Origin of the sequence: Lacihabitans soyangensis (assembly GCF_024343775.1) — a bacterium.
Lineage (GTDB): Bacteria > Bacteroidota > Bacteroidia > Cytophagales > Spirosomataceae > Leadbetterella > Leadbetterella soyangensis.
This window is the reverse complement of record NZ_RJUF01000040.1, coordinates 15984-27667: the sequence shown is the minus strand read 5'-3', so window position 1 is coordinate 27667 and position 11684 is coordinate 15984. Positions and strand designations below refer to the sequence as shown.

Here is an 11684-nt window from a genome sequence, read left to right as displayed (position 1 = left end):
AAAAAGCTTATGTCTCTTACTCCTCTGAATTGGCTCCTTAATGCTTTTACTTTTGCGTTAAAAGACTCTGCTGAGGCATTTGTACTTCTATTGTCGAAATAATTTAGGATATATTCATAATTGTTCTGAATAGTCCTAGCGATGGTATTGAAGGTTTTCACCTCAAACTTTTCTACTGAATTATACCATAGGGCTAACTTTTTAAACGCAACTAATCTATTATTTGATTGATGGAAAATATTAGAAAGTTCCATGCTAAGGTTATATGCTTGCTTTAAGTCAGGATATAGTCTAAACAAAACCTCAGACCTATGTACTTGTGAAGGTGACCACTTGCTTTCTCTTTGATGTAAAAGGAATCGACTTCGGATCAGTAGTTGTTTTAAGGTATCGCCGTTTTCTAAAACTTCTGGAACGTATCTTTTCTTCAGTTCTTTAGCATATTCTATTTCTTTGCTTTCTTGATCTATTGCCGCCCAGCGATGCTTGATTCTTATTTCTTGCACTGCATCACTGGCTAGTTTTTGGACATGAAACCTATCAGAAACTAACTTAGCCTTAGGAAAGCTACGTTTAGCGATTCGCTCCATGGTTGGAGCAAGGTCTAAAGTTATTTCCTTCACCTTTTTCCTCTTTGACTCTGGAATTTTGTGTAGAACCTCAATGACCGTATCGCTTACAGTACCTTTGACCATTGCAACCAAAGCTCCTTTTTTACCCTTTGCAGCCTTATTTGTCAAAATGGTATACAAATCACCATTTGAGAGGCAAGTCTCATCTAGTGATAGATTTTCGCCAATATTTTCGGGGTAAAGTATCCATTGTTGGGAATGTTCAATCTGATTCCAAGTTGTATAACCGCTCAGGTGAGCTGCATATTGTTCTTGCAATCGTTTACCGTCCAATTGAAACAATTCACCTATAATTTTGCAGCTAATTGGTGTATTATCTAAAAGCTCCTTTTAAAAAAGTCGCGAATTCCGATGTCATTCGCGTGCCAGAGGCTACTAAATTCCAGTTTCGATAAACAATTTTTCCGGTGTCATGATTGAGCCATTTGCGTCGTTTTATTTTCAGGAAACATGCCTTGCCACGAAGTGGGAAATCCCTAACAGTTTCTTCTTCAAAGTAACCTTTGGATTCAAGTTTTTGGCCATCGAACTCTTTTGGAATAAGGTTGAGTTCGGTAATATAGATATTGTAAGAATTTTCTACTTTTTCTACTTTAACCACTTCAAAATATTCAAATAAGCCTTCTGGTAGAAGTAATTGGATAAGGTCTTGGTTCAATCTCTGTTATTTTAAAACCAAAATAAATAAATTTTTTATTCCCCCCAACTTTTTGGATTGATCCCTGCCCTTCAGAAATGAGTCGGCTTTTTTTATTGTACTTTCGCCCTAAGTCTTACCTAAACTATCGAGGAAGCAAAAACATAATAGCTTCATTAAAAAAGATTTTCTAACAAAATCCAGCCGAAACCCAAAAACCATCACCTCTCAAGTTATAAGTCTATACCCCACTGCCTTGAGAGTTATTATCTCGATATTGGGGTCGGATTTGAAATAAGCACGAAGTTTCGTTATGTACACATCAAGATTTCGGGAATTGAAGAAGTGGTCGTCGCCCCAAACTGTATCCAGAATAAGTTTTCGGGACACTATTTCACCTTTGGACTGCGTCAGAAGGTCTAAAAGTTGACACTCTCTGAAAGAAATTTTACGGATTTCATTTTCAAATCTAAGCTCCTGTTTGGCAGTAGAGAAAACATACTTACCGATTTTTATTCCTTCAGAATTGTTCGAATTGCCCGACTTATTTTGAGTCAAAGCATGGAGGTTATTTATTCTTACTATTAACTCCTCAAGGCTGAACGGTTTCTTGATATAATCGTTTCCTCCAGCATCAAAACCCATCAGCAAATCTGTGGTTTGATTCTTGGCTGTTAAAAAAATAATTGGAGTGGTAGCATTTTTGGCTCTAATTTCTTTGGCCACTTCAAAACCGTCTTTGTCAGGAAGCATCACATCAAAAACACATACGTCGGGCTGAAATTCATTAAAAACATTCACAGCATTTCGGCCGCTTTCAAGGTGAAGTACCTCAAAAGTCCTACTGGCCAAGGATTCTTTAACTATTTTGGCCAAGGATGCCTCGTCTTCCAAATACAATATTTTAAGCATTTGTTTGGATATTTTTTAAAACAAAACTATTGCCCATATCTAAAGCCTTGTATTCAATCATACCGCCAATGCTTTTTGCCAAACTTTCAACAATATACAGGCCTAATCCATGGCCCTTTATGTTGTGCGTTTGTCCGCTTTGTGGTACCCTATAAAACTTCTCAAATATTTTATCTCTAAAATCAAGCGGAATGGGTTTACCATTGTCCAAAATCTCCACCTCCACATATTTTCCGTTTGGTTTTGAGCTTATTTCTATTCGAGCATCTTCAGTTTCGTTGTATTTTATGGCGTTGTCTATCAGGTTATATATAATGATCCGAAGGTTTTCTAAATCCGAAAACACTTCGCATTTTTCTACTGAATTTTCAAACAAAACTTGGATTTTCCTATCAACAATCCTCGGTTCTAATTCGCTCAAGATTTCTCTTATCAAAGCATTCAAATCAAAGTATTCTTGTTTGGTTTTTATCTCCAACTGAGTCATTTTAGAAACTTGCATCACTTTATCCACCAAGTCAGACAGCTTGTTGGCTTCCTTACGAGCAATGCCGATATACTCCATTTTCTTATCCACACTCTGCAAGTCAAACCGTTCTATGGCCTCCAAAGCCACGCTCATAGTGGCTATGGGCGTTTTGAGTTCGTGGGTCATGTTGCTTATAAAATCTGTTTTTAACTGAAACATCTCTTGGCGTTTCTTATCCGATTGGAGAATTAAGTAAAACGAAAGTGCCACAAAACCGAAAAGCAACAAAGTAGTCAGTATCTCCGGCAGTATATTCTTGAAAATAATCCAAAAATTCTGCGACGCGAGCACCCAAAGTTTCTGATTAGACGGCAGGTCATTATACACGGCAATTATCTTCTGGCTTGGCTTCAGTGAATCCAGAACCATCGTGTAATTGGCATCTAGTTTCCCTTTTGCCAAATTGGCAGCAAACTGTGTTTTAATTTTGGGCAAAATGCTCTCCAAACTCCAGAAACGTTCAAGTTTAATAATACTATCCTTGTTACTTCTGCGATCCACTTTCAGCATCACAGACAGCATACCGTTTACTTCTTTCGCATCACTTTTGGTTTCAATACTCCGCCTCTCTATACGATTGCTGAAATGAATTTCCTTTCCTCCAGATTTCCCAAGCTCTGTTTTTGAGCTAAATACAGCCACTTTTTTCTCAGGCAAACTATTTATGTTTATCGAAACATTGTTGTCACCTTTTTTGGTAATCTTTATCAAACTACCCATCAATTTACTTTCAATTTCCTGAATCGAATTCGTGAAGACATAGCCCATCTCACGTTCTATCCGTTCTTTTTCGGTAGTATAAGTACTGAATAGATAAAATCCCAAGAAAGTACCGAGCATGAGCAAACTAATGGCCATCATCCAATTGCTCAACTTTGTTTTTTTCTGTTTCAACATAGCTTTGATATCCTCATACAAATGTAAGGCCTTGAAGTTCAACTATTAAGTACTTTAACCTTAATTAACCTTATTTAAACCTTCATTAACCTTGCTTTCATCCAGGTCATTGTAGTTTTGTAAAATAATCTCTTATAAAAATATAATACGAAATGAAAAACATCCTTGTACTTCTATTATTGTCTTTTTCTGCTTATTCGCAATTTCAAAAAAGCGGCAAGATCTATTTCAAAGAATCTATAAAACTAAACATTCAGATTTCGGAAGAAAACAAAGAAATGGCTAAAATGATGCCTACCTCTCAGGATACATACAAAGTCCTTTTTTATAATTCTAACGAAAGCCTTTTTAAGATAGAAGAGAAGAAAAACGAAGACCTTGACATCAAACACGAAGAAGGTGGTAATCAAATGAGGATGGTTTTCAAGGTGCCACAAACTACCATTTATCAAAATTTATCAGAAAATAATTTTGTACAAAGTCAGGAGTTTCTAGACAAAGAGTTTTTGATTGTGGACCAAGTAAATGACAAAAAATGGAAAGTAACTGGTGAACAAAAGAAAGTCTTAGATTTTGTATGCATAAAAGCCACACTGGTAGATACTTCGCAAAAAGTTGTGGCATGGTTTACGCCTCAAATACCTGTTGGAATGGGGCCAAATGGTTACAGTGGACTTCCAGGGATGATTTTAGCATTAGATACAGACAATGGACAACGCCTGATTGCGGCCACAAAAATAGAAGCATTGCCCGCAGGATTTGTTTTTACTCAGCCAGAAAAAGGTAAAAAAGTAAGCAAGGCAGAGTTCAAAAAGATACGAGATGACAAGATGAAGGAAATGGGCAGCGACGGCAAAGGCGGCGTGAGAATGATAATTAGAAATGAAAACTAATATGCTTCGACATAGTCTACTAATTTCCTTAATCCTTTTCTTAAACTTTAATGTTTTTGGCCAAAAAATACTCGGAACAGTGGTGGATAAAAACCAAAATCCACTAGAAATGGCCTCGGTTATGCTACTTAATGCCAAAGACTCTTCATTGGTGAGTTTTGTTTCTTCTGCTTCTACAGGAGCTTTTGAAATATATGATGCCCCAAAAGGCGATTTCTTGATTCAAATCACCTATCTCGGGTATGAGAACTTTTGGAAAAAGCTGACTTTGGGTGCCGATGCAGTGAATCTTGGTACCATAATATTGAAAGAAAACACAAAAGAACTCCAAAGTCTTGTAGTATCCGATTACGGTAGTCCAATGGAATTTGGCAAAGACACCGTGAGTTACAACGCCGCCGCTTTCAAAATCAAACCCGGTGATGTGGTGGAAGATTTGCTTAAAAAACTACCGGGTGTAGAAGTTGAACGCGACGGCTCAGTAAAGGCTTTTGGGGAAAATGTGCAGAATGTGTTGGTAGATGGCAAGGAGTTTTTCGGGAAAGACACCAAAATAGCCACTAAAAATCTGGATGCTGATGCGGTGGAGAAGGTGCAGGTTTTCGACAAAAAATCGGACATGGCCGAGTTTACGGGCATCGAAGATGGTCAAGACGAACGCACCATCAACTTAAAACTCAAACCAGGAAAAAAAGCAGGCTACTTTGGCACCGCAGAGCTGGCAGGTGGAACTGGTGAGCGATTCAAAGAGCGAGCGAGTATCAATAGGTTTTCGCCTAAAAGCAGGATTTCATTCATAGGCTTGGCCAATAACATAAATGAGCAAAATTTCTCGATGCAAGACTACATTTCGTTTATGGGCGGCATAGGTTCTATGATGTCGGGTGGCGGTATGAACATCAATTTGGGCGAAAATGGAGGGCTACCAATGGGCTTAATCAACAACCAAGGTGTTCAAAAATCCTTTGCAGGTGGCTTAAATTATTCTAAGGATTTAAACAAAAAAACATCACTGGTCAGCAGCGTGTTTTTTAATGATTTCTTTAATGATTTGAATAATAACGCAACCAGAGAAAACTTCTTGAAAGATGCCAGTTATTTATCAAAAATACTTGGCAATCAAAGCTCCAATAACCTTTCTACCTCCTTTAATCTAAAACTCAGTTCGAAAATATCAGCCTTTCAAAATGTGATTTTCAGACTCGATGGCGGTTTGGGAAGTAACCGTATGAATTCGGTTTCGTCGGATGTTTCTTTGAGAAATGATAACAGCAAAATCAACGAAAACAATTCGATTTATGATATTTCAGGAAAAAACTATCGCCTGACGCCTGATTTGACTTACCAACAAAAATTCTCAAAACTGGGTCGCTCGATGGTGATGAAAGCCAAAACAAATATTAGTCATACCGCCAACGATGCCGATTTAGACGCTAATTATACGTTCTATTCTGACCAACTCACCACTAGACAAATCTTACAAAACCAACAATCGGCCAATGAGGGCATGAGCTATGATCTGAATGCCGCCTATATTGAGCCCTTAGGCAAGAAAAGATATGTGGAATTTAGTGCAGGCTTAAACGACCAAAACAACAAGCTGAACACCGACTTTTTTGATATCATCAACGATGCACTTGTTTACAATCTAAACTTTTCAACTTGGTACAACAGGGATTACATAAACCGCAAAACGGGCTTAAAATACAGCAGCACACAAACCAAATACAATTGGGCAGCGGGCTTTAAATATGAAAACTCCTTACTGAAAGGCACCGTAAACAATGAAAATACAAATATCAAAAATCAATTTAGTGCCGTTTTGCCCGAGTTGTATTACAATTATGAGTTCGGAAATGGTCACAATTTCAACCTGGACTACACCACAGACATGGCGGAGCCTTCGCTCCTTCAGTTGCAGCCGATTGTGAACAACTCTGACCCGCTGAACATTTACAAAGGCAACCCATCGCTTTCCAACGAGTATAAGCATAATCTCTCAATGCGATATATGAAATACAATGCCTTTGAGTTCAGAATGTTTTATGCGAGCCTGAGAGCTGGATTCACCCACAACAAAATCAATAACAGCATAAATATCGACGAGTTTTTTGTGCGAACAATGAGCCCGATGAACAGCAAAAACGAGCAGTCGGGCAGTGGGAGGATTGAGTACAGCACACCGATAAAGCCTTTGAAAGTGAAAACGAAAGTAACTTTAAGAAGCAATGTCTCCAACGGATATAGCCTCATAAACAACGTCTGGAACCAAACCACCATCTTTGGCAAAGGAATTAATTTTTCTGTAGAAAATAGAAAAAAGGCCAAGTTGGATGTTTTGGCAGGAATTAGATATTATAGAAGCGACAGTCGTTATTCTGAAAATGCCAATTTGGGCCAGTTTTATACCGAAACCACGCTTTTTGTTGAAGGAAGCCTGAACATTGGCGAAAACATGATATTGAAAACCAACTTTGACAACGTGAGTTACCAACAATCGTTTTCGAAAGACGCTGTAAATGTGCCACTCTTGAAAGTTAATTTGACAACATTTGTTGACAAAAACAAAAAACTAAGGCTGACAGCCGAAATATTTGATATCCTTAACCAAAACAAAGGAATAAGCCGAAACAGCAACCTAAGCTACAACGAAATAAGCCAAACCAATGTCTTGGGCAGGTATTTCTTATTTGGCCTATCGTATAACATCAAAGGTTTCAAGAAAGCACACGGCATTGAAATAAAAATGGGTGATAGGGATTAAAAAAGTAGAATTATGAATCTGGGAGAATCGGAACAGTTAACTTTAGCTGTTCCGACTATTTATTTCTCTCACCTATTATGATTCTATCTTCTTTTGGGGTGAAGCATGACTTATTTTCAGTTTAAAAATATACTTATTCCAGTTTCGACGATTTCCCTAACCCACTTCCATTACATTTCGGCTCTCAGATCAATTCAATTATCCTCTCCAATTGTAAGTTTCGCACTATGATTCTCGTCTAGGCTCAAACAGGCGGGTGTAATCACAAAAATCAAAATTCAAAATTTGGTTGTCTAGATTTTAATGGCATTTGCTCACTAAAGTAAATCTCCGCACGCTGTTGAATTCCTCATTCTTTCCTTCATCTCATTTTGATATAAAAAATACGCCGAAATATTGCACCTTAATTTTTGGTTCCTAAAAAATATTTGTAATAATTTCATGAAAAATATAATAATTTAAACAATAAGTGTAAATTTGACGTTTATTTATTTGTTTTAGGATTTCAAACCCATTTTCACTTATTCAAACATCAAAATGAGACATTCAAAACTTAAATATTTACTGATTGTTCTTGGTTCTTTGGCTATGTTTTCTGCAGCCACTGCCCAACATAAATTTGGTTCACTCAAGGAGGCTTTTAAGGAGGATTTCCTTATCGGAACGGCCCTAGGTGCCGAACATATTCTTGAAAAAGACTCCAAAGCCAATGAGCTCATTAAGAAACAATTTAATGCCATCACACCCGAAAATCACATGAAGTCGATGAACATTCACCCGGAATGGAACAGATACGATTTCTTTTTGGGAGATAAATTTGTGGAATATGGTCAGAAAAACAACATGTATGTGGTTGGACATACTCTGGTTTGGCATTCGCAATTGCCGCGTTTTGTGGGCAAAATAAAGTCAGCAGACTCTCTGAAACTTTTCATGACAGACCATATCAATACGGTTGCTGGAAGATATGCTGGAAAAATCAATAGTTGGGACGTCGTAAATGAGGCCATTGAGGACGATGGCACTTTTCGCAAGTCTATTTTTTATAAATTGTTGGGAGAAGATTTCATAAAAATGTCGTTCGATTTGGCGGCAAAAGCCGACCCAAAGGCAGAATTGTATTATAACGATTACAACAATGAACAACCGGTAAAACGCAAGGCGACCATTGAAATGATCAAAAAACTGAAAGCATCAGGCACTAAAATTGACGGTGTGGGAATTCAAGGACACTGGAGCATCAATAGTCTGAAAATACAAGACATTGAAGATGCCATTGTAGAATATTCAGCCCTTGGTTTGAAAGTGGCTTTCACAGAGTTGGATCTCACCGTTTTGCCAAACCCATGGGATTTGAAAGGAGCTGACGTCAATCAAAACTTTGAGAATAGCCCAAAAATGAATCCTTACCCAAAGGAATTGCCTGATTCGGTACAAACTACTTTGGCCCAAAAATATGAGGAGCTTTTTAAAGTTTTTTTGAAACACAAAGACAAAATAGACCGAATTACCTTCTGGGGAGTTGAAGACGGACACTCATGGTTGAACGGCTGGCCAGTAAGGGGCAGAACAAACTACCCACTGCTTTTTGATAGAAATTTTGAACCAAAAAAAGCCTATCAAGCGGTTATGAACCTAAAAAATACAAAACCTAACCTATAATATTATGACGCAAGAATCTCAAAAACTCTCTGTACTAGAGAAAGTGGGCTACAGCTTGGGCGACCTAGCCGCCAATTTGGTTTTCCAAACCTTGGTAACCTATTTGGCCTATTTTTATACCGACATCTATGGACTAAAAACCGAAGACGCTACCTTGGTGACGCTTTTTGTGGGGCTTTTTGCCGCATTTGTGTTTAATCCTGTAATGGGAGCCATTGCCGACAGAACCAGCACCCGATGGGGTAAATTCCGTCCGTGGATTTTATGGACAGCAGTTCCTTTGGGCGTAACCGCCTTATTGGCTTTCAGCACGCCTGATTTTGAATACAGCGGTAAAGTGATTTACGCAGTTATTACTTATAGTTTATTGCTTTTGCTCTATGCTGCCAACAATTTGCCCTATTCGGCACTCAGCGGCGTAATTACGGGAGACATGGCCGAAAGGAACAGTATGTCGGCTTACAGATTCGTTGCGGTTATGTTCTCGCAGTTTTTTGTTCAGGTTTTTATGTACAACCTCATCCTAAAAGCTGGTGATGGAGACAAAGCAGTCGGTATTGAGAAAGTAATGACCATTCTGGCCATTGTAGGAACCTTGATGCTTCTAGTAACTTTTTTCACTACCAAAGAACGTATTGTACCAAAACCTGAGCAAAAATCATCTCTGAAAGAAGACCTTGGCGATTTATTCAAAAACATTCCTTGGATCATCATGTTGGTAGTTACCACTTTGGTGTTTGTGACCTTAGCCATGAAAGGCGGTTCGTATGTATATTATTTCGAAAACTATGTGGATAAAGTGGAACTAACGGCCTTTCTTGAACCCATGAAAAGCTTCCTTCCAGCCTTCGAAAACGATATTTCGATGGGTCTTGGTGTTTTCAACGGCGGTGGAATATTAATCGGCCTGATAGGAATTATGCTTTCGAAAAAATTTGCGGACAAATACGGAAAAAGAAACGTATTTGCGGCTTCTTTGTTCGTTTCTACCTTGTTCATCATTTTCTTTTATTTCTTTTCGCCACAATCAGTAGGGCTTATATTTGGCTCGCAAATCTTGCACATGTTCTTTTATGGTATCAGTACTCCCATACTTTGGACCATGATAGCCGACGTAGCGGATTATTCAGAATGGAAAAATAACAGAAGAGCAACTGCCATTATTTTCTCGGCCATGATGGTAGGCCTGAAAGGCGGTCTAAGTATAGGAAGTTCATTATTGACGATGATTTTGGGCCTGTTTAATTACCAAGCCAATTCAGTAGTTGGCCAATCTGCAGAAACCATAACCGGAATTAAATTACTTGTGAGTATTTTTCCTGCCATTCCGTTTTTGATAGCCTGTGGATTATTGTTTTTCTATGAAATAAATAAGAAAATGGAGTTGAAAATCGAAAGAGAATTGAAAGAGAGGCGGTGATGGTTATTATTTATTAGTTTATTGGTTATTAGGGATTGTATATTGGAAACTTACTTTCTTTTTTTGTTTCTTTTATCAATAATCAATATTACACCTGTTATCCATTCAGATTCTAATTTTCAAACAACATGTTTTCCAGTAACCAATAAAACAGAAATCAATTACTAGTACACCGGTAACAAGTAAACCAGTAACCAATACAGAACTAACGAATACACCAGTAACCAGTTACCAATACACCAGTAACAAATACACCAGTAACAAGTAACCAATACACCAATAACGAAAATGCCAGAAGATAGTATAGAACATATTGATTTTAAAGATTTAAATGAGCGAGCTATTTCGCAGCCACTTGTAAAACACATTTATACCGCCGATCCATCTGCACATGTTTTTGATGGGAAAATCTACATTTATCCATCTCACGATGTGGACGCCGGCGAAGCCTTTGACGATTTGGGTAGCCATTTTGCCATGGAAGACTATCATGTTATCTCTATGGACACGATTGATAGCGAGGCTGTTGACCACGGGGTTGCCTTGCATGTGAATGACGTGCCCTGGGCAGATAAACAAATGTGGGCCCCTGATGCCAATGAAAAAGATGGAAAATATTACCTCTTCTTCCCAGCAAAGGGCTATGATGGTATTTTCAAAATAGGAGTAGCTGTGGGAGATTCTCCAGTTGGACCGTTTACTGCTCAACCCGAACCCATTAAAGGGAGTTTTTCGATTGACCCTGCGGTTTTCAAAGACGACGATGGAGTATATTATATGTACTTCGGCGGAATTTGGGGTGGACAGCTACAACGATGGAGAGAGGGTAAATTTAATGCAGAATTTCCCGAAAGTCCAATGGCTCATTTGCCGGCAGATAACGAACCGGCACTTTGTCCTAAAGTTGCGAAAATGACCGATGATTTATTGGAATTTGCTCACGAAGCAAAAGACCTTCTGATATTGGATGAGAAAGGAGAGCCGCTTCTGAATGGCGACAATGAAAGAAGATTCTTTGAGGCCGCTTGGATGCACAAATACCAGGGTAAGTATTATTTCTCTTATTCTACCGGAGATACGCACTTCATTTGTTATGCCATTGGGGATAGTCCTTACGGCCCATTTACTTATGCGGGAAGAATTCTTGAGCCTGTGGTTGGTTGGACATCTCATCATTCCATTTGTGAAGTTTCAGGCAAATGGTATCTATTTTATCACGATTCGAGCCTTTCGGAAGGTGTTACACACTTGAGAAGTGTAAAAGTGGCAGAAATAACTTACGACGCCGAGGGAAAAATCAATACCCTTCTACCCTATTCGTGAGTCGTACCTTTTTAA

General features: G+C 38.4%; 9 protein-coding genes. 5 read left to right on the top strand and 4 right to left on the bottom strand.

Going from position 1 to position 11684, the window contains the following annotated elements:
• From EGI31_RS12525 to EGI31_RS12510, 4 genes are all read right to left on the bottom strand, one after another.
• The coding region (locus EGI31_RS12525; protein WP_445468526.1) for an ISAon1 family transposase at positions 1-914 on the bottom strand (914 nt) is incomplete at its 3' end.
• Between the two features lie 31 nt (positions 915-945).
• Positions 946-1290, bottom strand: a complete 345-nt coding sequence (locus tag EGI31_RS12520; RefSeq protein ID WP_255037573.1) for an ISAon1 family transposase N-terminal region protein — start codon at positions 1288-1290, stop codon at positions 946-948.
• A gap of 207 nt (positions 1291-1497) precedes the next feature.
• Entirely contained in the window at positions 1498-2181 is a 684-nt protein-coding gene (locus tag EGI31_RS12515) for a response regulator transcription factor (RefSeq protein ID WP_255037572.1), read from the bottom strand.
• On the bottom strand, positions 2174-3607 hold the full coding sequence (locus EGI31_RS12510; RefSeq protein ID WP_255037571.1) for a sensor histidine kinase: 1434 nt from the start codon (positions 3605-3607) through the stop codon (positions 2174-2176). Before EGI31_RS12510 ends, EGI31_RS12515 begins: the two co-directional genes overlap by 8 nt.
• 152 nt (positions 3608-3759) lie before the next feature.
• Between EGI31_RS12510 and EGI31_RS12505 the strand changes: the two genes are divergently transcribed.
• From EGI31_RS12505 to EGI31_RS12485, 5 genes are all read left to right on the top strand, one after another.
• On the top strand, positions 3760-4500 hold the full coding sequence (locus EGI31_RS12505; protein ID WP_255037569.1) for a GLPGLI family protein: 741 nt from the start codon (positions 3760-3762) through the stop codon (positions 4498-4500).
• The gene (locus tag EGI31_RS12500) at positions 4490-7264 is read left to right on the top strand and encodes an outer membrane beta-barrel protein (protein WP_255037568.1); all 2775 of its coding nucleotides are present in this window, start codon (positions 4490-4492) and stop codon (positions 7262-7264) included. The genes EGI31_RS12505 and EGI31_RS12500 overlap by 11 nt, the downstream gene beginning before the upstream one ends.
• Before the next feature lie 537 nt (positions 7265-7801).
• A complete protein-coding gene (locus EGI31_RS12495; protein ID WP_255037567.1) occupies positions 7802-8926 on the top strand; it encodes an endo-1,4-beta-xylanase in 1125 nt (374 codons plus the stop codon).
• Between the two features lie 4 nt (positions 8927-8930).
• Positions 8931-10346 (top strand): MFS transporter, encoded by a 1416-nt coding sequence (locus tag EGI31_RS12490; RefSeq protein WP_255037566.1) that lies wholly within the window; start codon positions 8931-8933, stop codon positions 10344-10346.
• 288 nt (positions 10347-10634) lie between these two features.
• On the top strand, positions 10635-11669 hold the full coding sequence (locus EGI31_RS12485) for a glycoside hydrolase family 43 protein (protein ID WP_255037565.1): 1035 nt from the start codon (positions 10635-10637) through the stop codon (positions 11667-11669).
• Positions 11670-11684: the final 15 nt, after the last annotated feature.

Coding starts and splice junctions, on each gene's coding strand:
- EGI31_RS12510 (WP_255037571.1), bottom strand. CDS start 3,607: ATGTTGAAACAGAAAAAAACAAAGTTGAGCAATTGGATGATGGCCATT.
- EGI31_RS12505 (WP_255037569.1), top strand. CDS start 3,760: ATGAAAAACATCCTTGTACTTCTATTATTGTCTTTTTCTGCTTATTCG.
- EGI31_RS12500 (WP_255037568.1), top strand. CDS start 4,490: ATGAAAACTAATATGCTTCGACATAGTCTACTAATTTCCTTAATCCTT.
- EGI31_RS12515 (WP_255037572.1), bottom strand. CDS start 2,181: ATGCTTAAAATATTGTATTTGGAAGACGAGGCATCCTTGGCCAAAATA.
- EGI31_RS12485 (WP_255037565.1), top strand. CDS start 10,635: ATGCCAGAAGATAGTATAGAACATATTGATTTTAAAGATTTAAATGAG.
- EGI31_RS12495 (WP_255037567.1), top strand. CDS start 7,802: ATGAGACATTCAAAACTTAAATATTTACTGATTGTTCTTGGTTCTTTG.
- EGI31_RS12490 (WP_255037566.1), top strand. CDS start 8,931: ATGACGCAAGAATCTCAAAAACTCTCTGTACTAGAGAAAGTGGGCTAC.